Origin of the sequence: Arthrobacter silviterrae, from assembly GCF_011045165.1 — a bacterium.
GTDB lineage: Bacteria > Actinomycetota > Actinomycetes > Actinomycetales > Micrococcaceae > Specibacter > Specibacter silviterrae.
This window is the reverse complement of sequence record NZ_JAAKZI010000051.1, coordinates 1-18,081: the sequence shown is the minus strand read 5'-3', so window position 1 is coordinate 18,081 and position 18,081 is coordinate 1. Positions and strand designations below refer to the sequence as shown.

Genomic DNA, 18,081 nt, shown 5'->3' with positions numbered 1-18,081 from the left:
CCCCCCCACCCTTCTAACCATCACTGGTTGTGTCAGCCAGGACGTTCGCCATGGGCGACAACTCACGGCATCCAGCCGATCGGGACAACCGGAACGAACCAAACAGCCAAAAACGGGCGGACCCAGTCCAACGCCACCCTGGCGGCCAGGACAGGCGGCGGCAGCGCCCTCGAACCGACCCGATCGCCACGGGGACAGATCCGGCCCGCACCCGTCCCTCCCCGCCCCGGCACCGGAGCACTTATGCTGGCCCTGTACCATCCACCCACGCCAGGAGAACCATGGACTTCACCACAGCAGACCTCTATGACGAACGCGGCACCGAGCTCGACTCCGTCTCGACCCAGTTCCGCAACTTCGGCACCCGCACCGCCTTCAGCGGCCCGGCCCGGACCATCCGCTGCTTCCAGGACAACGCACTCATCAAAACCATGCTCGCCACCCCCGGCCACGGCGCCGTGCTGGTGGTCGACGGCGGCGGCTCCCTCGAGACCGCCCTCATGGGCGACCTCATCGCCACCTCCGCCATCAAGAACGACTGGTCCGGCGTCATCATCAACGGCGCCATCCGGGACAGCACCGTCATCAACACCCTCCCGCTCGGCGTCAAGGCCCTCGGCACCAACCCCGCCAAAAGCACCAAAACCGGCACCGGCGAAACAGACACCCCCGTCCGCCTCGGCAACGTGACCATCACCCCCGGAAAAATGGTCTACGCAGACGTCGACGGCATCCTCACCGAAAAATCACCCACTGAAGGCTAAGAAGACACCCGGCCGGCGCCCGCCCGGACGGCCGGCCGCGGATTGGAGCAGCGCATGAGTGATAACCCGTTGCGGCACGCCGCGGCCCGGATGGGCGGGCGCGACCCAAACCAGCACAATCGCGCGTCCACGCCGCTGGAATTGTTCTTTGACGTGACGTTCGCCATTGCCTTTGGGGTGGCTGCTGGGCAATTGGCCGCCAACCTGGCCGGCGGGCACGTGGGCGCTGCGCTCATCGGCTTCGGCTTTGCCATGTTCGCCGTCATTTGGGCGTGGATCAACTTCAGCTGGTTCGCCAGCGCCTACGACACTGACGATTGGATCTTCCGGCTCGTCACCATGCTCCAGATGACGGGCGTGCTGATCCTGGCCATGGGCATTGAGCCCCTGTTCGCTTCCCTTGAAAAGGGAGATCATGTGGACAACAGGGTCATGGTTCTGGGCTACGTGATCATGCGCACCGCCCTGCTGTTCCAATGGTTGCGGGCTGCCAAACAGGACCCCCAACGACGGCGGACCTGCCGCAGCTACGCCAAGTACCTGGCCGTTGCACAGCTTGGCTGGGTGGTGGTGTTGCTCGTGAACACCAGCGTGGGAGTCATGTTTTTGATGGCAGTGCCACTGTTCGTGCTCGAAATGGCGACGCCCGGGATAGCCGAACGCCAGGCCCGCACGCCCTGGCATGACCATCACATTGCAGAGCGCTACAGCCTGCTGGCCATCATTGCACTGGGCGAGTGCCTGGTGGGTACCGTTGATGCTCTGCGGGCCGTCGTCGCCACGGGCGGCTGGACCGTAGACACGGTGGCGGTGGGTCTGGCCGGTACCGGGCTGGCCTTTGCCATGTGGTGGCTATACTTCATCCTGCCTGCTGGCCAGGCCCTGCACCTGCGCCGCCAACGCGCGTTCATTTTCGGTTATGCCCACATGCTGGTCTTCGCTTCCATCGCCGCCACCGGCGCCGGCCTGCACGTGTATGCCTATTTTCTGCAGGGCCAGACCCGCATCGGGGAGGCCGGCGTGGTTGCCTCGGTGGCGGTTCCCGTGGTGGTCTTCATGCTCACCCTGACATTTCTCTACGCGTACATGGTCTCCGTGGATGCCCTCCACCTGTGGCTCTGCGGCGCATTGGTGGCCCTGTCGACGGCCGCGGTCCTGCTGGCCGCGGCCGGGGTGTCCATGGTGGGCTGCCTGTTGCTGGTCCTGGCCACCCCGGCGGCGACCATTATTGTTGACGAATGGCTGGGCCACCGCCACAGGGCTGCCGCGCTGACGCGGCTGGAGGAACGGTTTGGCACCGGCGCCTAAATGACCCGCGGCGCCTTGGCGAGGTTTTCGGCCAATTCGGCTGCATTCTGCCGCACCACATAGGCCGGACGGTCGCGCTCCACCCGCCAGCTTTCGGACAGCGGCCCGATGTTCACGGAGTCAAAGCCAAACTCGTCATAGAGGGCAGTGACCAAGGCTGCCGCGTCGTCGTGGTCGCTTGCCGTGGCCAGCGCCCGGCGGTTTTCTGTGCCGGCCGGCGTCCCGGTGGTGGTGATGTCAGGTGCCGCAATGTGGTTGAAGCCCTTGGCCACGCGGGAGTCCGCCAGGTGCTCCTGCAGCAGGCCCGAGACTGTGGCCTCACCCGTGTCGAGGGCGGCCACATGCCCGTCGCGCTCCCAGTAGTAGTTGTTCGTGTCGATGACAACCTTGCCGGACAGCGGCTGCGCCGGGATGTCCAGGTAGTGCCCGAACGGGACGGTGACGACGGCGAAATCCGCCGCCGCCGCTGCCTCCGCGGCCGTGGCGGCGCGGGCCTTCCCGCCCAGTTCAGCCACCAGTTCCGCGAGCGTTTCCGGCCCGCGTGAATTGCTGATCACCACGTCATACCCCAGCTGCACCGCCTTGCGTGCAATCTGGCTGCCAATGTGTCCTGCCCCGATAATTCCCATAGTTGTCATGTCCGGTGCAACCGTCCGGGCGGCTGGAAAATTTCAGCGGAAGTTCGATTCCCCCCGTAGCGGCTCCAGCTGGGCCTTCTTTTCCGCGGCAATCCGCAACAACGTGCCGGTGCCCTCGTGGAAGAACGCCAGCGTGGTCTCCGCGACGACACACTTGGTCCCTGTCACCGGATCGAAGATGGCATACGCCACGGTAAAGCTGGCCCCCTTGACGGCACTGACCCACACCTCGATCCGCGCCGGCACATTCCGGTAGTTCAGCGGCACCAGGTACCTGACGCGGTGCTCCACCACCAGCGCCTGCGTTCCCTCAGGGAGTTCGGAAAACACGGGCAGCTCCACCTCCACGCCCGGCAGTCCGGTGCCGGCAGGCGGCCCAAAGGCATGCACGCGCGCCTCCTCCAGGATGCGCAGCACCTCCACATTGTTGATGTGCCCGTAGGCATCCATGTCTCCCCAGCGCATGGGGACGTGCACCGTGAGCCGGGTGCCGCCGTCGTTCTTCAAGTCCTTGGCCATGGGCCCACGGTACCGCCAATGCGGATTTGTCAGGCCATGGCCCTACTGTGGAGCGTGCAGATTTCCCGCCCAAGGGGATCCGGCCCACCGCGAAAGGAATTGCCATGATGGGACCCCACCACGCCGCCAGCGGTGCGGCCGTGTGGCTGGCGCTGACCACCCGCTTCCAGCTGGACCTCGGCGGTGCCGCACAGGCACTGCCCTTTCTGCCGGACAGGCTCGAGGTCGGCCTGGGCCTTTTGCATGTCGGTGCGGCAGGGGTGCTGGCCGGCACCATCGTCACGGCGGGCGCGGCGCTGCTGCCCGACGCCGACCACCGGAATGCGACCATTGCGCATTCGCTGCCGCCGTTCTCCAATGTGATGTGCCGGGAGGTGGGGAGGCTGTCGGGCGGGCACCGGCACGGCACCCACTCCCTGCTGGGCCTGGCCGTGTTCGTGGCGATTGCGCTGCTGGCGGGCATGTGGACGGCCGAGCTGGCGCCGTTCGGGCTGATTTTTCCCGGGGCCGGGATTTTCACTGTCCTGCTGGCATCATTCGCGGCGAAAGTGCTCAAGTTCATTCCCGACTCCATGCGGAAGATTCCCTGGGTTGTGGGCCTGGGCGTGGGCGCCTTCATCACGTTTTTTGCCCCTCAGGACCAGTTTTGGTTCCCCCTGGCGGTGGGGCTGGGCGTGGCAATCCACATTGCCGGGGACATGCTGACCACCGGCGGTGCCAACCTGCTGTGGCCGCTGCAAATCCGGCCGCCGCGGCTGGTGCGGAAGGTCCCCCTGCTCAGGAGTGTCTGGAAGCGCAACGGCAACGTGGCCGTGCCTGTGCTGGGCAATGCAGGGTCCTGGCGTGAGTGGATGCTGCTGGTCCCCGTCAGCGCCTATGCGGTGCTGGGAATCGGCGGAACGGCGGCCCGCTGGCTGGGATGAGGCGTCCAGCAAGGACGTGCCAAATTCGCGGGAAACATCCAGAACCGTTCGGTAGCATGAGCCCATGTCCGCCGCCCCCAACGCCCGTTTTCGCGTGGAACTTGTCCTGGTTCCACTCGTGGCGGCCGTGTGCATGGCGTTCATTATCGGCGCGATCGTGCTGGACAAGGGTGCCGGCTCCTGCCCGGAGCCCAATTGGCACAACCACCTGACGCTGTCCCTGTCCGGCAGCCCGGCCGCGGTGTCCTCGGTGTCGGCCATCACTGCCTGTGCGGGCTCCAACTGCGTTCCCATGAACCCCACTTTCGCCAAGCTGGCCACCGGCGCTCCCAGCCTCCTGGCCCGCCAGGGAGACGGCTCCTGGGTGCTCAATGTCGACACGGAGCCTCCCACCGCCGTGACATTCCGGGCCTACGACGCCGCGGGAAACCTGCTGGTCCAGCAGTCCAACACCTTCAACTGGACGCGCGTTGGCGGCACTGAGCAGTGCGGAGGGCCCATGGGCGCCATGGCGGTGCCGCTGCGGCTGCCGGGCTGAGCCACGCTACCGGCCCAGGAAATACAGCACGACGCCGGCCCCCCACGTGCCTGCTGCCAGCGAGGCAAAGCCGAACTCCGCCAACATGCCCAGCCCCGTTGCCTTCAGGGCAGCCAGGGAGGAGGAAACGGCGGGTTTCACGGCTTTCTGGCGCTGCACTTCGGACAGGAAGAGCCCCACGGCAAAGCCAAGCAGCAGGCCCACCACGGGCAGCACAAAGAAACCCACCACACCCAGCACCAGCCCGGCAACAATGGAGCGGCCGGGAATTTGCCGCTGCTTCATGGCCCGGCCCGTCAACACTGCGCTTGAGGCCATGCCGGCCGCCACAAACAGCACGCCCACGCCAAACACCACCCACCCCACGGGCCGCCCCACCACGATGGCCCACGCCAGGAGACTGGCACCGACCAGCAGGCTGCCCGGCAGCACGGGGACAATGACGCCCGTGACCCCCACCAGGATCGCGAGCCCGCAAATGATGGTCCAGATTAGCTGTGCATCCATTCGCCCATCCTGCCAGAGACACCCCAGGCACCCATTGTGCCCCGACAGAATAGACTTTCAAGGGTGACGACAGCGAAGGAAGGCAGCCAGCTCCCTGACACGGCGCCCGCCCAGGCCGGCACCGTGCGCGGCGCCCGAACCCTGGCAGTGCTGCTCGGCACGGCGGCGTTCCTCCTCTACATGCTTTATTCATGGCTGCAGTGGACAAGTTTTGCCATCCGCTCCTGGGACTTGGGCATTTTCACCCAGCTGGCCAAGGCGTATTCGCAATTCCAGGCACCCATTGTCAGCATCAAGGGCCAGGGCTACAACCTGCTTGGCGACCATTTCCACCCCATCCTGGTGGTGCTGGGACCCATTTACCGCGTGTTCCCCAGCGCTTTTACCTTGCTGGTGGTCCAGAATTTTCTCTTTGCCGCCTCCGTGGTGGTCATCAGCCACCTCGCCATCAGGCGGCTGGGCCGGTTGCCCGGCGCCTGCGTGGGCGCTGCCTACGCCGTGAGCTGGGGCCTGCAGTCCGCAGTGGATTCCCAGTTCCACGAGATTGCCTTTGCCGTGCCGTTTCTGGCGTTCGCACTGTGCTCCTTGATGGAGGAAAAGTGGCGGTCGGCCTGGATCTGGGCCGCGCTGCTGGTCTTCGTCAAGGAGGACATGGGGCTGACGGTGCTGGTCTTTGGCCTGCTCATGGCGCACCGGTCCCGCCGGCCTGCCGGCTTGTGGCTGTCCGCCTGGGGCGTGGCCTGGTTTGTGCTCGCCACCAAGGTGATCCTGCCGTCCATGAATGCCGGCCACCAGTGGGCCTACCAGAGCCAGCTGGACATCTCGGGGCTGCTGGCCCACCCCGGCACTTTGCTTTTCCAGGCGGACAAGGTTGCCACCACGCTGCTGCTGCTCGCCATCACCGCCGGGCTGTGCCTGTTCTCCCCCATCACCTTGCTGGTGGTCCCCACGCTGGCCTGGCGCTTCCTCGGGGAATTGCCTGCGTACTGGGGCCAGGACTGGCAGTACTCCGCCGTGCTGATGCCTGTGGTGTTTTGCGCCGCCATTGATGCCCTGTCGCGTCGGAAAGTGCTGGATTCGGCCAGGTTGCGCCTGCTGTCCGGGGCCGCCGTCGCGCTTGTGGCCCTTACGCTTTTGAGCCAGTACTCCTTTGGCAAGCTCGCAGACCCGGCGCTTTCATTTCCCACCGTCAACAACGTGTCCGCGGAGAAGGCCCTGGCGGCCGTTCCCGCCGGCGTCACGGTGGAAACCGACATCAGCCTGATGAGCTATGTGGCGGACAAGGACCAGGTCTATTGGATCGGCAACAAGAATCCCGCACCGGAGTATGTGTTGATGGATGTGTCAGGCCGGCCGGGCGTGCCGGACAACACCACGGCATCGGAAGCCCAGGGCCGATTCCCGGGGAGCCGCTTTGTGACGGTTTACGCGGATGGGCACTTCCAGGTGGCCAAGGCCGTCACGGGTTAGCAGCCGGGCAGGGGGGACCGCGTAGACTTTGACCCGTCCCACGGACGAACAACTTGGTAAGGACGGCCCATGCTGGAGATGGCGGCAATTTTCCTGGCTGGCTTTTGGGCCGGCATGATCAACGTCGTTGTCGGCTCCGGAACACTCGTGACATTCCCGGTGCTCCTGCTCTTTGGCTACCCGCCTCTGACGGCGAACATCTCCAACAACATCGGCCTGGTGGCCGGCGGGCTGTCCGGCACCTGGGGCTACCGCAAGGAACTTGCCCCCAACAAGGTCATGATCAAGCGCCTTCTTCCCGCCTCGGCGATTGGCGGGCTGATTGGGGCGCTGCTCCTGCTGGTGTTGCCGGCGTCGGCCTTCAACACCATCGTTCCGGTGCTGATAGTCATCGGCATCCTCATGGTGGCGTTCGGCCCGGCCCTGCAGCGGCTCCTGGCCAAGCGCCGGTACACCGGGGACGACGCCGGACCCTCCCGGAGCGCCGTCGGCCTCGTGGCCGGGATCTTCGTGCTGGGCATGTACGGCGGCTATTTTGGCGCTGCGCAGGGCATCCTGATTGTGGGCCTCATGAGCATCATGACCACGGTGGCGCTGCAGCAGATCAACGCCGTCAAGAACGTGCTGACCACAGCGGTGAACGGGATCGCGGCGGCAACATTCATGGTGGTGGCCTGGCATTACATTGACTGGAAGGTCACGGCGCTCATTGCGGCCGGCGCGCTGCTGGGCGGCTTCTTTGGCGCCAAGTTTGGCCGCAAGCTGCCCCCGACGGCGTTGCGTGCCACCATCATTGTGGTGGGCACGGCGGCGCTGGTGAAAATGCTGTTCTTCGCCTGACCCGGTGAAAGTTCAGTCCACGCCCTTGATCTTCACCACGAACACGGCGCCCAGCAGCCCGATCACCGCGGCCACCACGTACAGCGTGACATAGCCGCCCAGGTGCGCCACCAGCGGGAAGGCGATGATGGGGGCAATGACCTGCGGCAGCGAGTTGGCCACATTGATCACGCCCAGGTCCTTGCCGCGGCTGGCCGACGACGGCAACACCTGGGTGAGCAGCGCAAAGTCGACGGCCAGGTACGCGCCGTAGCCGACCCCCAGCACGGCCGACCCCAGTAGGGCCCCGGTCCAGGTGGGCCAGAACGCCAAGATCAGGGCTGAGACGGCGATGATGACGGAGGAGCCGATCACGAACGGCTTGCGCTTGCCCACCTTGTCCGTCCACTGCCCGCCGATGACGGCCGTAATCAACGTCATGATGGCGTAGATGCCCGTCAGGACCAGCACGCCAAACTCGGGATTGCTGAATCCGACGGCGTCCTTGAGGAAGAACAGGAGGTAGAGGGTGACCAGGTGGTTGCCCACATTGACCAAAAAGCGGGTGATCCACGCCCAGCCAAAATCCGGGTACAGCCGCGGGGACACCCAAAAGCCCTGGAAGAACGCGGGCCAGGAAAAGGCCGGGCGTTCCGAGCGGAGAAGCACCCTGTCATTGGCCAGGAACAGGTACGGCACCATGCCCGCCACGAGGGCGCCGGCGCACAGCACGTAGCCCAGCGCGAAGTTTCCCGCCACGACGGCGCCGATGGCGGCCCCCAGCAGGATCCCCACCACGGTGCCCATGGAGGCCAGCCCGCCGATAATGCCGCGCTGGCGGATCGGGACCTGGTCCGGGACGGCTGCGGTAATGGCGGCCAGGGCGCCGTTGCAGCCCAGCTGGACAAAACACCACAGCAGGGTCATGGCCGCCACGCTGGGCGCCACTGTCAGTCCCAGCAGCCCGATGGTGCCCAGCAGTGCGCCGATGAACACCCACGGCACGCGCCGGCCGTAGCGGGAGACAGTCCTGTCGCTGAAGGTGCCGAAGAGCGGGTTGGCCACCAGGGAGACGGCGGCGCCGGCACCTGTCACGAGGGCCAGGATGGCTTCCTTGTCACCCTCGCTGAAGTGGATGGCCTGCTGGCCCAGCAGCACCTGGATGGGGCCGAAGAACGCCGCATTGATCCCCACGTTGACCAACACCACTGACGCTGTCCAGCGGTGGCGGACGGTGGCGGTGGGTTCCAGCAGGGCCCCTTCGGCCACGGCCGCGCCGCCGTGGGTCCCCATATTGCTGTTCGTCACATTTCCCCTTAGTGCTGCGTAGTCCCCGGGCGCAAAACCTGAGCCAAGCATACTTTGCGCAGGGTTAACGCAGCTGTCCGCGCACCTCTTCGATGATGCGCAGGGCAGCCACCGAATCCGCGGGGTCCACGGGAACGGGACCGCCTCCGCGAAGCGCTTTCGCCAAAATGGCATAAAAATCGCTGAAATTCCCGCGTTCTGTGGGCACGGGCACCAGGGAGCCGTCCCGCCCCAGCAAGCCCCAGTTCTCCTCCGGATCCACGCCGTACGCCGGGCTGCCGGGCAGGATCCCGGCCTGGAGCTGCGCTTCCTGCTGGTCCGCGCGCTGCTTGACGTACGCGGCCTCGGAGCCCAATACGCGCAACCGGGGACCGAGTTGGGGCACGCTGAGGTTCATCCACAGGTGGGAAACCACGCCGCCGGCATGTTCCAGGGCCACAAAAGCGTCGTCGTCGGCCTTTTCGGCCGGCCTGCGCGCGGCCGCCTCGCCATAAATGCGCACGGGCGGGCCAAAAAGTTGCAGGGCCTGGTCGATCAGGTGCGTGCCCAAATCAAAGAGGATGCCGCCGCCTTCGGATGGGGTGGCCTGCGCCTTCCACTCCTTGGTGATGTCCGGCTGCCAGCGCTCCAGCCTCGACTCAAAGCGCCGAACCTCCCCCAGGGCACCCCCGGCCAGGAGCTTCTTCAGCGTCAGGTACTCGCCGTCCCAGCGCCTGTTCTGGTAGGTGGTCAGCACCAGGCCCCTGCTTTGGGCGAGGGCGATGAGCGCATCACCCTCGGCGCTGGTCACGGTGAAGGGCTTGTCAACCACGACGGCGCACCCGGCTTCCAGCGCGGCTTGCGCGAGTGCCACGTGGGTTGCCGGAGGGGTGGCCACCACCACCAGGTCCACGCCGACTGCCGATGCGTCCCACTCACTGCGCGCCAGCACGCGGGCCGCGGGGTGCGCAGCTCGGGCGGCCGCCTGCCGGACCGGATCGGAGGTGACAATGACGTCAAGGCTGAAGTCCGGCAGGGCAAGCAGCGAGGGGGCGTGGAATATGCTGCCGGCCAGCCCGTAGCCAAGCAGGGCCGTGCTGATCTTTGGAGTCATGGCTCATACCCTACCGGTGGGGTTCAGCGTGCGGGCTGGTAGCCTGCTGGCATGACACTGGATGGACCAAAAGTGACAGGGCTGGACCCCTCGGAACAGGCAGCCCTGGCCAGGATGCTCGACGGCGGCCGGGACGTCACCGTCTTTGTGGACGGCACGGCCCACCGGCTGGCACCCGGGGCGAGGGACGCCGTCGTCGACCTGCTGCAGCGGCTGGGCCGCGGCGAGGCCGTGACGGTGGCCAGCGTGGCGGAACTGCTGACCACCTCCCAGGCCGCCGAGCTGGCGTGCATCTCACACACGTTCCTGCGCAACATGACCGACCGCGGGGAGATCCCCGTGCAGTACCGTGGCACGCACCGCCGCATCCGCCGCGACGACATTCTGGCCTGGCTGGCGGCGCAGAAAACGGCCGGAACGCAAGGCTGACGCGGACTGGCCGGTGGGCGTCACATACGTTGACTGGGGCAGGCCACAGATCTAAACTCTTTTCATCTGACAAAATTCATATTTCACAATATGGAATCACAATGCCGTGAAGTCTGAGAATCCAACCTTGGGAGCGTCATGTCCGCACAACTTACCGCCGGGGTTCCGGCCCCCGCCTTTTCCCTGCCCAACGCCTCCGGGGACCAGGTGTCCCTGGCCGACTACGCCGGACGGCAGGTGGTGGTGTACTTCTACCCCAAGGCCGCCACGCCCGGGTGCACCACGGAGGCCTGCGACTTCCGCGACAACCTGGCCGCCCTGAAGGGTGCCGGCGTCGAGGTGGTGGGAATTTCCACCGACCCGCAGCCGGACCTGGCCAAGTTCGCGGCGGACTTTGGCCTGAATTTCCCCCTGCTCTCGGATGCCGACCACGCCACAGCCGAGGAATGGGGCGCCTGGGGTGAGAAAAAGGTCAACGGCACCACGCTGATCGGCACCCTGCGCTCCACCGTGGTGGTCAACGCCGACGGCACGGTGCGCTCGGCCGAGTACAACGTCAACGCCGAGGGCCACGTGGCCCGGCTCAGGGGCGAACTGGGCCTCTAGCCGGGATCCACTTTCCGCCTGCGCGCCATCAGGTCCCAGGGGTGCGCCACTTCTCAAGTGGCGCACCCTTCGCGTTTAACCACGCGCTGCTTCACGGTTCCGGCGGACCCAATCCACCGCGCCATTGACAATCCGGATGTGATGCTGTTCACTATTGCATATGCTGAAATAACAGTTCCACGATACGAGAATTGACTTTCATTCGTATAGCCCTACGCCGTGGATGCCAGCATTTGAGTTACTAGGACAGCAAACTATGTTGCTGCAACAATTCAACGATTCCGACACGGCACAGCTGCATGCAGCGCTCCGTCCGTGCATCGACATCCAGCGGTGGATCGACGAGATCACCGCCGCCCGCCCCTACAACACCCTGAGCCAACTGTTCAGCTGCGCCTGGGCCGCCGCCACCCCCTTCACCACCACGGAAATTGCGGCCGCCATGGCGCACCATCCGAGGATCGGCGAACGGGCGGAGGGCAACAGCGCCGAGGCAGCACTCTCCCGCAAGGAGCAGTCCGGCGTGGACCAGGGCAACACCGCACTGACGAAGGCCCTGGCCGACGCCAACCGCGCCTATGAGGAAAAGTTCGGGCAGGTGTTCCTCATCCGGGCCGCCGGCCGGACCCCCGAGGACATCCTGGCCGCGCTGGAACGGCGCCTGGCCAACACGTCCGAACAAGAAGCCCCCATCGTGGCCCAGCAATTGCGTGAAATCGCCGTGCTGCGCCTCAAAGGAGTGATGAGCGAATGAGCTCCCTGATTACCACCCACATTCTGGATACCGCGGCCGGGAAACCTGCCGCAGGTGTCGCCGTCGAGCTTTACGCCCGCGACGGCGGGGCATGGACCCAGATTGCGACGGGCACCACTGATGCCGACGGGCGGGTGAAAGACCTGGGCCCCGCAACGCTGCCGGGCGGCGACTACCGTCTCCACTTCGACACGGGCGCCTACTTCGCCGGCATCAACACGGACACCTTCTTCCCGGAGGTCGCCCTGACATTCACGGTCACGGAAGGCCAGGCGCACTACCACGTGCCCCTGCTGCTGAGCCCGTTCGCCTATTCAACGTACAGAGGAAACTAATCATGAGCACGAACAGCAACATCATCCTGGGAGCCAACCAGTACGGCAAGGCCGAGGTGCGCCTGGTCAAGATCACCCGCGACACCGAACGCCACAGCATTGAGGACCTCAACGTCACCTCGCAGCTGCGGGGCGACTTTGAGGACGCCCACCGCAACGGCGACAACGCCCACGTGGTGGCCACCGACACCCAGAAGAACACGATTTACTCCCTGGCCCGGGACGGCGTGGGCTCCCCCGAGGCGTTCCTGCAGCGCCTGGCCGATCACTTCACCGGCTCCTTCGACTGGGTCACCGGCGGCCGCTGGGCAGCAGAATCGTACGCCTGGGACAGGATCCAAGCCAACGGCACCGGACACAACCACTCCTTTGTGCGCAACGGGCAGGAGGTGCGCACCGCCGTCGTCGTCAAGGACGGGGACCGCACCCACGTGCTGGGCGGGCTGAAGGACCTCACGGTGCTCAAGTCCACCGAGTCCGGCTTCGTGGGCTACCCGAAGGACAAGTACACCACCCTGGCCGAGACCACCGACCGCGTCATGTCCACCGACGTGGCGGCCCGGTGGCGCTACAACCCCGACGCCGTGGCCTCGCTGGACTTCAACAAGACGTACGACGACGTCAAGGCACTCCTGCTCGAAGGCTTCACCGAGGGCTACTCCCACGCCCTGCAGCACACGCTCTTTGAAATGGGCAAGAAAGTCCTGGCGGCGCACCCGGAGATTGACGAAATCAAGTTCTCCATGCCGAACAAGCACCACTTTGTGGTGGACCTGTCCCCGTTTGGCCAGGACAACCCCGGCGAAGTGTTCTTCGCAGCGGACCGCCCCTACGGCCTGATCGAGGCCACCGTGGTCCGTGAAGACGGCAGCGACGCCGGGAACGCCTGGGAGGGCATGGCCGGCTTTTGCTAAGCGGCAGCATTTCAGCTCCACATAAGGGTGGGCGGGGGCGCACAACCCCCGCCCGCCCGCGGCGGCAGCCCCCAAAGCGGGCTGCACGCATTCCAAGGGTAAGCAGACAAGGAGGTCCGCTATGACCAAGTCCCAAAAATCTTTGACCACAACAGCCAGGCCTGAGGACGAAAAACTCGGCATTGGTGCAAGTTTCGCCTACGGTTTCCAACACGTGTTGACCATGTACGGTGGCATCATCGCCGTTCCCCTGATCGTGGGCCAGGCGGCCGGCCTGTCCTCGGGAGACGTGGGCCTGTTGATCGCAGCCTGCCTGTTCATGGGCGGGCTGGCCACGCTGCTGCAGACAGTCGGCATCCCGTTTTTCGGCTCCCAGCTCCCGCTGGTCCAGGGCGTGTCGTTTGCCGGCGTGGCCACCATGGTGGCAATCGTCAACGGCGGGGGTGGAATCCAGGCCGTGTTTGGCGCCGTCATTGCGGCGTCGCTGATCGGGCTGGCCATCACCCCCCTGTTTTCCAAGATCATCAAGTTCTTCCCGCCCGTGGTGACCGGCACCGTCATCACCACCATCGGGCTGACCCTGATGCCCGTCGCGGCCAATTGGGCCATGGGCGGAAATTCCAAGGCGCCCGACTACGGCTCCCCGGCCAACATTGGCCTGGCCGGGCTGACCCTGCTCATAGTGCTGCTTCTGAGCAAGCTGGGCAACGCGGCCATCTCGCGGCTGTCCATCCTGCTGGCCATGGTCATCGGCACGGTGGTGGCGGTGATTTTCGGCATGGCTGACTTTTCCAAGGTCGGGACGGGGCCGGTGGCGGCCTTCCCCACCCCCTTCCACCTGGGCCTGCCCACCTTCCACGTTGCCGCGATCGTCTCCATGTTCATCGTCATCCTGGTGACGCTTGTGGAAACCTCCGCGGACATCCTGGCAGTCTCCGACATCGTGGGGACCAAGGTGGACTCCCGCCGGCTGGGTGACGGCCTGCGGGCGGACATGGCCTCCAGCGCCATCTCGCCCCTCTTTGGCTCCTTCACGCAAAGCGCCTTCGCCCAAAACGTGGGGCTGGTGGCTGTCACGGGCATCAAGAGCCGCTTTGTGGTGGCGGCCGGCGGCGTGATCCTGGTGCTCCTGGGCCTGCTCCCCATACTGGGCCGGGTGGTTGCCTCCGTGCCGACGGCGGTGCTGGGCGGGGCTGGAATCGTGCTGTTCGGCACGGTGACGGCCAGCGGCATCCGCTCCCTGGCCACCGTCAACTACAAGAACAACATGAACCTGATCATTGTGGCCACCTCCGTGGGGTTCGGCGTGATCCCCATTGCGGCGCCCACCTTCTACGACAAGTTCCCCGCCTGGTTTTCCACGATCTTCCACTCCGGCATCAGCTCCGCGGCCGTCATGGCGATCGTGCTGAACCTCCTGTTCAACCACCTCAAGCGCGGCAACCCGGAGAACCCCTCGGTGTTTGCCGCAGGCACCGAACGCCGGATTTCGCCGGAGGTGCTGGGCAGCCTGCAGCACGGGGACCGCTGCGAAGACGGCCGCCTGATCGACGCCAGCGGCCAGGAGGTCCTGCTGCTCAAGCCCGACCCGCAGCACTGACCCCCGTCATGCCGTTCACCGGCCGTGGCCCATCAGCCCCGGCCGATGAACGGCATTCCCGCTGCCGTGATCACCAGCGAGCCGATGTTCGCGGACGCGGGAAGTTCGGCCATCATCAGCACAGTGCGGGCGGCTTCGGCCACGGGAAATGTGGGCTCCACGAGCCGGCGGCCGTCCGCCTGGAGCGCGCCGGTGGCCACGTCCAGGGTGGCCATGATGTCCGTGGCGGTGTTGCCGATGTCGATCTGCCCACAGCTGACACCAAAAGCCCGCCCGTCCAGCTCGATCGATTTGGTCAGGCCCGAGATGGCGTGCTTGGACACGGTGTAGGCCACCGATTTGGGCCGCGGGGAATGGGCAGAGATGGAGCCGTTGTTGATGATGCGCCCGCCGCCGGGCTGCTGGGCCTTCATGGTCCGCACGGCAGCACCCGCGCAGAGCATGGCCCCGGTCAGGTTCACGGCCAGCACCGCGTTCCAGTCCTCCGGGGAGATCTCATCCACCGAGGCAGCCGGGCCGAAAGTGCCGGCGTTGTTGAACAGTACGTCCACCCTGCCGAACCGTTCCACGGCGGCACGGAAGAGATGTTCGACGTCGTCGGGCCGGGTCACGTCGGTGCGTACGGCCAGCGCAAGCGGCGCGCCGCCGGCGGTTTCCACCAGTTCCGCCTCCCGGCGTCCGGCCAGCACCACGCCGTAGCCGGCCTGCAGGAACTCCCGGGACACTGCCCGGCCGATCCCCGAACCGGCGCCGGTGACCACGGCGATCCTGCGCGGTGCGCCGCCGTCGTGCCCTTGATTTTCAGCCATGGGGTTCCTCTCGGAAAAGTGTTTCTTGCAGCATAAGGCGGGCCCGGCAAAAAATGCCCGGGCCCGCCGTGTTAAAAGCTTGGGTTATGCAGCGCCGCCGGTGATGGGCCAGCCGGTGACCTTTTTGGGGCGCGGCGGCGCATAGGTGCGCACCTTTGAGGTGGACAGGCCCAGGCGGACCAGCGATTCGGCAATGGTTACGGCTGCCGCCACCCCGTCCACCACCGGCACTCCCGTGCGTTCACGAACCTTGTCGTTGAGACCGGCCATGCCGCCGCAGCCCAGGACAATGACCTCTGCCCTGTCCTGGGAAACGGCCAGCTCCGATTCCCTGACAATCGACTCCACTGCCCGCTCGGGATCTTCCTCCAGTTCAAGCACGGCCATGCCGCTGGCCCGCACGGAGGCGCAGCGGGCATCCAGTCCGGCCAGCTTCAGCCGGTCCTCGATGAGCGGGACGGCACGGTCCAGGGTGGTCACCACCGAGTACTTGTAGCCGAGGAACATGGCTGTGCTGGCGGCGGCCTCGGTGATGTCGACGACGGGGACATTGAGCAGTTCCTGCAACCCTTCGCGGCCGTGTTCGCCATAGCCGGCCTGGATGACGGCGTCGAAGGGTTCCGGGTAGCTGGCGATGGCGTCCATGACCGCGACGGCGGCCAGGTAGCTTTCAAAGTTGCCCTCGCAGGATTCGGCACCAAAGCGGGGGGTGATGCCGATGATCTCCGTGCCGGGCGCCGCAACGCTGCGGGCCTGGGCGGCAATGGAGTCCGTCATGGATGCCGTGGTGTTGACGTTTGCTACCAGGATTCGCATGTCTTTGCCTTTTTCTGTTGGCGTGGCTGGTGGATGGGGATCAGTGGGTGCTGGCCACGGCGATGGGCTCGCCGGACGCTTCCGTGAAGAACTGCTTCCGGTCCGAGATCCAGTAGTACGTTACGGCGGCAATGCCGGCACCAAAGAACCAGGAGAAGGAGGACAGGTCGTGGAGCGCAGGCACAAAGGCGATGGTCAGGGCCACCACGCCTGCGGGAATCAGGGCAATGATCGCCTTCGGGTTGACGCCGCGGCGGTAGTGGTAGCTTCCGCCCTCATCCGTGGTGTAGAGGTGCGGCACATTGACCTTGCCGCGGCGCAGCAGCCAGTAGTCGGCCATGATGACGCCGAACAGGGGACCAAGGAGCCCTCCCAGGCCGCCCAGGAAGTACACAATGACCACGGGGTTGTTGTAGAGGTTCCAGGGCAGGATCACCAGGCCCAGGGTGGCGCTGATGAGGGCCGCCTTGCGGAAGTTCAGGTGACGAGGGAACAGGTTGGTCAGGGCGTAGACGGGTGCCACCACGTTGGCCATGAGGTTCACGGCCACGGTGAGGATCAGCAGTGCCAGGCAGGCGATGACCAGCAGGAAGGTGTTGGGGATGAGGTGGACCACGTCGGCAGGGCTCTCAATGATGGTGCCGTTGATCTTGAACTGGGCTCCGGCCATGACCACCACGATGACCCCGAACAGGAGCATGTTGATGGGGATGCCCCAGAAGTTGCCGCGCACAATGGACTTCTCGCTCTTGGCCGAGCGGGTGAAGTCGCAGAAGTTGAGGACGAAGGTGCCGTAAATGGCCACCCAGAGGGCGCCGCCGGCGAAGATGGTGCGCCACATTTCGCCCCCGGTGAGGGCGTGGTTGGTGGTCCAGGCGATGGAGCCGCCGGCCCGGGTGAACATCCAGATGGCGATGGTGGCCATGGTGACAAGGATGATGGGGCCGGCAAAGGCCTCATACTTGCGGATCATGTCCATGCCGTAGCTGACAATGATGACCTGTACGATCCACAGCCCCACGAAGGTCAGCCAGCCAAGGGCGGAAAGCCCCAGGATCAGGCTCTTGTCGAGTTCGTGCAGGGACGGGAAGACGGCCACCAGCATGACCCGGAAAACCACCGAGGCCAGGAACGTCTGCACGCCAAACCAGACGATGGCAACGCCACCGCGCAGCAGGGAGGACACCTGGGCGCCCTTGATGCCAAAGCTGATGCGGCTCATGACGGGGAACGGCACGCCGGTCCGCACGCCCATGAAGCCGGAGAAGTTCAGCAGTCCAAAGAGCAGCACGGCGCCAATTCCGAGCGCCAGCAGGATCTGCCAGCCGCCCAGGCCGAGGGCGAACAAGCCGATGGCAAACGCATAGTTGCCGAGGCTGTGCACGTCATTGGCCCAGAGGGTGAAGATGCTGTAGGAGTGCCAGCGCCGCCCTTCCTTGCGGGTGGGGGCGAGGTCCTGGTTGAAAAGGGTGGCGCTGAGGGTGTACCCCTCAGGTGTTTCGTAGGGTGGCCGCGTTGCGGCGTGCAGATCCGTGTCTGCCGGCGCCATTGCCGGTTCGACACTATTGGGTATCCGAGCGTTCATGCCTTGAGCTCCGCTGTTCGTTTTTCTCAGATGCTATTTCTCGCATCGTGAAAACCAATTACTGAATAGTGAAAGAAACTGTATGACGTGTTTCACACATAGTCAAGTGACCAGTGGCACACCGATCACGGTTCACGCGGCAGGCTCCGCTTGATTCGTGGCGTCGGGGGCTATATTCTCAAGATACAAGATTCATTTCTCACTCTACGAAATAACTCCTGAGTGGGCAGCTTTGCACCGCATAGGTCCCGTTCGACGACGAGCGCCGGCCCGTGGCATCCACGTTGGGACGCCCACCGCCCAGCGTGTCCCGAACCTTACAACAGACAGGTTGACATGCTTCTTC

Annotated in this window: 20 protein-coding genes; 12 read left to right on the top strand and 8 right to left on the bottom strand. The window is 65.4% G+C overall.

Annotation, left to right across the window (positions count from 1 at the left end):
- Positions 1-281: 281 nt before the first annotated feature.
- Positions 282-764, top strand: coding sequence for a ribonuclease E activity regulator RraA (gene rraA / locus G6N77_RS18590; RefSeq protein ID WP_165183659.1), 483 nt, complete (start codon positions 282-284; stop codon positions 762-764).
- A 54-nt stretch (positions 765-818) separates the two neighbouring features.
- A complete protein-coding gene (locus G6N77_RS18585; RefSeq protein WP_165183658.1) occupies positions 819-2,072 on the top strand; it encodes a low temperature requirement protein A in 1,254 nt (417 codons plus the stop codon).
- Here G6N77_RS18585 and G6N77_RS18580 read toward each other — a convergent pair.
- Both G6N77_RS18580 and G6N77_RS18575 read right to left on the bottom strand, forming a co-directional pair.
- Positions 2,069-2,710, bottom strand: a complete 642-nt coding sequence (locus G6N77_RS18580; RefSeq protein WP_165183657.1) for an NADPH-dependent F420 reductase — start codon at positions 2,708-2,710, stop codon at positions 2,069-2,071. The genes G6N77_RS18585 and G6N77_RS18580 overlap by 4 nt on opposite strands.
- 33 nt (positions 2,711-2,743) lie before the next feature.
- The gene (locus G6N77_RS18575) at positions 2,744-3,229 is read right to left on the bottom strand and encodes an acyl-CoA thioesterase (RefSeq protein ID WP_165183656.1); all 486 of its coding nucleotides are present in this window, start codon (positions 3,227-3,229) and stop codon (positions 2,744-2,746) included.
- A 104-nt stretch (positions 3,230-3,333) separates the two neighbouring features.
- Here G6N77_RS18575 and G6N77_RS18570 point away from each other — a divergent pair, with 104 nt between their 5' ends.
- Together G6N77_RS18570 and G6N77_RS18565 are read left to right on the top strand one after the other, a co-directional pair.
- Complete coding sequence (locus G6N77_RS18570; RefSeq protein ID WP_165183655.1) at positions 3,334-4,152, top strand: metal-dependent hydrolase; 819 nt, start codon at positions 3,334-3,336, stop codon at positions 4,150-4,152.
- A gap of 64 nt (positions 4,153-4,216) precedes the next feature.
- The gene (locus G6N77_RS18565; RefSeq protein ID WP_165183654.1) at positions 4,217-4,690 is read left to right on the top strand and encodes a hypothetical protein; all 474 of its coding nucleotides are present in this window, start codon (positions 4,217-4,219) and stop codon (positions 4,688-4,690) included.
- A gap of 6 nt (positions 4,691-4,696) precedes the next feature.
- Here the strand turns inward: G6N77_RS18565 and G6N77_RS18560 are convergent, their stop codons facing one another.
- Positions 4,697-5,197: a DUF456 domain-containing protein gene (locus G6N77_RS18560; protein ID WP_165183653.1), complete on the bottom strand. Its 501-nt coding sequence runs from the start codon at positions 5,195-5,197 to the stop codon at positions 4,697-4,699.
- A 63-nt stretch (positions 5,198-5,260) separates the two neighbouring features.
- Here G6N77_RS18560 and G6N77_RS18555 point away from each other — a divergent pair, with 63 nt between their 5' ends.
- Together G6N77_RS18555 and G6N77_RS18550 are read left to right on the top strand one after the other, a co-directional pair.
- On the top strand, positions 5,261-6,667 hold the full coding sequence (locus tag G6N77_RS18555) for a DUF2079 domain-containing protein (RefSeq protein ID WP_262455437.1): 1,407 nt from the start codon (positions 5,261-5,263) through the stop codon (positions 6,665-6,667).
- Positions 6,668-6,736: 69 nt separating this feature from the next.
- Positions 6,737-7,507: a sulfite exporter TauE/SafE family protein gene (locus G6N77_RS18550; protein ID WP_165183652.1), complete on the top strand. Its 771-nt coding sequence runs from the start codon at positions 6,737-6,739 to the stop codon at positions 7,505-7,507.
- A 12-nt stretch (positions 7,508-7,519) separates the two neighbouring features.
- Here the strand turns inward: G6N77_RS18550 and G6N77_RS18545 are convergent, their stop codons facing one another.
- Positions 7,520-8,779, bottom strand: coding sequence for an MFS transporter (locus G6N77_RS18545; protein WP_165183660.1), 1,260 nt, complete (start codon positions 8,777-8,779; stop codon positions 7,520-7,522).
- 79 nt (positions 8,780-8,858) lie between these two features.
- Complete coding sequence (locus G6N77_RS18540; RefSeq protein ID WP_165183651.1) at positions 8,859-9,887, bottom strand: Gfo/Idh/MocA family protein; 1,029 nt, start codon at positions 9,885-9,887, stop codon at positions 8,859-8,861.
- A 51-nt stretch (positions 9,888-9,938) separates the two neighbouring features.
- Between G6N77_RS18540 and G6N77_RS18535 the strand changes: the two genes are divergently transcribed.
- The 6 genes from G6N77_RS18535 to G6N77_RS18510 all read left to right on the top strand — a co-directional run bounded on the left by G6N77_RS18535 (position 9,939) and on the right by G6N77_RS18510 (position 14,525).
- Entirely contained in the window at positions 9,939-10,316 is a 378-nt protein-coding gene (locus G6N77_RS18535; RefSeq protein ID WP_165183650.1) for a helix-turn-helix domain-containing protein, read from the top strand.
- A 138-nt stretch (positions 10,317-10,454) separates the two neighbouring features.
- Positions 10,455-10,922: a thioredoxin-dependent thiol peroxidase gene (bcp, locus tag G6N77_RS18530; protein WP_165183649.1), complete on the top strand. Its 468-nt coding sequence runs from the start codon at positions 10,455-10,457 to the stop codon at positions 10,920-10,922.
- 256 nt (positions 10,923-11,178) lie between these two features.
- Complete coding sequence (gene uraD, locus G6N77_RS18525) at positions 11,179-11,676, top strand: 2-oxo-4-hydroxy-4-carboxy-5-ureidoimidazoline decarboxylase (protein ID WP_165183648.1); 498 nt, start codon at positions 11,179-11,181, stop codon at positions 11,674-11,676.
- On the top strand, positions 11,673-12,011 hold the full coding sequence (gene uraH, locus G6N77_RS18520; RefSeq protein ID WP_165183647.1) for a hydroxyisourate hydrolase: 339 nt from the start codon (positions 11,673-11,675) through the stop codon (positions 12,009-12,011). Before uraD ends, uraH begins: the two co-directional genes overlap by 4 nt.
- Before the next feature lie 2 nt (positions 12,012-12,013).
- Complete coding sequence (gene pucL / locus G6N77_RS18515) at positions 12,014-12,925, top strand: factor-independent urate hydroxylase (RefSeq protein ID WP_165183646.1); 912 nt, start codon at positions 12,014-12,016, stop codon at positions 12,923-12,925.
- 121 nt (positions 12,926-13,046) lie between these two features.
- Positions 13,047-14,525: a nucleobase:cation symporter-2 family protein gene (locus tag G6N77_RS18510; protein WP_165183645.1), complete on the top strand. Its 1,479-nt coding sequence runs from the start codon at positions 13,047-13,049 to the stop codon at positions 14,523-14,525.
- A 32-nt stretch (positions 14,526-14,557) separates the two neighbouring features.
- On the opposite strand, the gene G6N77_RS18505 is transcribed toward G6N77_RS18510, so the two are convergent.
- The 3 genes from G6N77_RS18505 to G6N77_RS18495 all read right to left on the bottom strand — a co-directional run bounded on the left by G6N77_RS18505 (position 14,558) and on the right by G6N77_RS18495 (position 17,699).
- The gene (locus G6N77_RS18505) at positions 14,558-15,334 is read right to left on the bottom strand and encodes an SDR family oxidoreductase (RefSeq protein WP_165183644.1); all 777 of its coding nucleotides are present in this window, start codon (positions 15,332-15,334) and stop codon (positions 14,558-14,560) included.
- Between the two features lie 84 nt (positions 15,335-15,418).
- Positions 15,419-16,150: an aspartate/glutamate racemase family protein gene (locus G6N77_RS18500; protein ID WP_165183643.1), complete on the bottom strand. Its 732-nt coding sequence runs from the start codon at positions 16,148-16,150 to the stop codon at positions 15,419-15,421.
- 40 nt (positions 16,151-16,190) lie between these two features.
- Positions 16,191-17,699, bottom strand: a complete 1,509-nt coding sequence (locus tag G6N77_RS18495) for an NCS1 family nucleobase:cation symporter-1 (RefSeq protein ID WP_240902420.1) — start codon at positions 17,697-17,699, stop codon at positions 16,191-16,193.
- Between the last annotated feature and the right edge of the window lie 382 nt (positions 17,700-18,081).

What these genes read in the sequence shown, in the direction of transcription:
- G6N77_RS18575 (WP_165183656.1), bottom strand. Translation starts at nt 3,229, where the DNA reads ATGGCCAAGGACTTGAAGAACGACGGCGGCACCCGGCTCACGGTGCAC.
- G6N77_RS18535 (WP_165183650.1), top strand. Translation starts at nt 9,939, where the DNA reads ATGACACTGGATGGACCAAAAGTGACAGGGCTGGACCCCTCGGAACAG.
- G6N77_RS18505 (WP_165183644.1), bottom strand. Translation starts at nt 15,334, where the DNA reads ATGGCTGAAAATCAAGGGCACGACGGCGGCGCACCGCGCAGGATCGCC.
- G6N77_RS18580 (WP_165183657.1), bottom strand. Translation starts at nt 2,710, where the DNA reads ATGACAACTATGGGAATTATCGGGGCAGGACACATTGGCAGCCAGATT.
- G6N77_RS18585 (WP_165183658.1), top strand. Translation starts at nt 819, where the DNA reads ATGAGTGATAACCCGTTGCGGCACGCCGCGGCCCGGATGGGCGGGCGC.
- bcp (WP_165183649.1), top strand. Translation starts at nt 10,455, where the DNA reads ATGTCCGCACAACTTACCGCCGGGGTTCCGGCCCCCGCCTTTTCCCTG.
- rraA (WP_165183659.1), top strand. Translation starts at nt 282, where the DNA reads ATGGACTTCACCACAGCAGACCTCTATGACGAACGCGGCACCGAGCTC.
- G6N77_RS18510 (WP_165183645.1), top strand. Translation starts at nt 13,047, where the DNA reads ATGACCAAGTCCCAAAAATCTTTGACCACAACAGCCAGGCCTGAGGAC.
- uraD (WP_165183648.1), top strand. Translation starts at nt 11,179, where the DNA reads ATGTTGCTGCAACAATTCAACGATTCCGACACGGCACAGCTGCATGCA.
- uraH (WP_165183647.1), top strand. Translation starts at nt 11,673, where the DNA reads ATGAGCTCCCTGATTACCACCCACATTCTGGATACCGCGGCCGGGAAA.
- G6N77_RS18570 (WP_165183655.1), top strand. Translation starts at nt 3,334, where the DNA reads ATGATGGGACCCCACCACGCCGCCAGCGGTGCGGCCGTGTGGCTGGCG.
- G6N77_RS18550 (WP_165183652.1), top strand. Translation starts at nt 6,737, where the DNA reads ATGCTGGAGATGGCGGCAATTTTCCTGGCTGGCTTTTGGGCCGGCATG.
- G6N77_RS18560 (WP_165183653.1), bottom strand. Translation starts at nt 5,197, where the DNA reads ATGGATGCACAGCTAATCTGGACCATCATTTGCGGGCTCGCGATCCTG.
- G6N77_RS18565 (WP_165183654.1), top strand. Translation starts at nt 4,217, where the DNA reads ATGTCCGCCGCCCCCAACGCCCGTTTTCGCGTGGAACTTGTCCTGGTT.
- G6N77_RS18500 (WP_165183643.1), bottom strand. Translation starts at nt 16,150, where the DNA reads ATGCGAATCCTGGTAGCAAACGTCAACACCACGGCATCCATGACGGAC.
- G6N77_RS18545 (WP_165183660.1), bottom strand. Translation starts at nt 8,779, where the DNA reads ATGGGGACCCACGGCGGCGCGGCCGTGGCCGAAGGGGCCCTGCTGGAA.
- pucL (WP_165183646.1), top strand. Translation starts at nt 12,014, where the DNA reads ATGAGCACGAACAGCAACATCATCCTGGGAGCCAACCAGTACGGCAAG.
- G6N77_RS18495 (WP_240902420.1), bottom strand. Translation starts at nt 17,699, where the DNA reads ATGGCGCCGGCAGACACGGATCTGCACGCCGCAACGCGGCCACCCTAC.
- G6N77_RS18540 (WP_165183651.1), bottom strand. Translation starts at nt 9,887, where the DNA reads ATGACTCCAAAGATCAGCACGGCCCTGCTTGGCTACGGGCTGGCCGGC.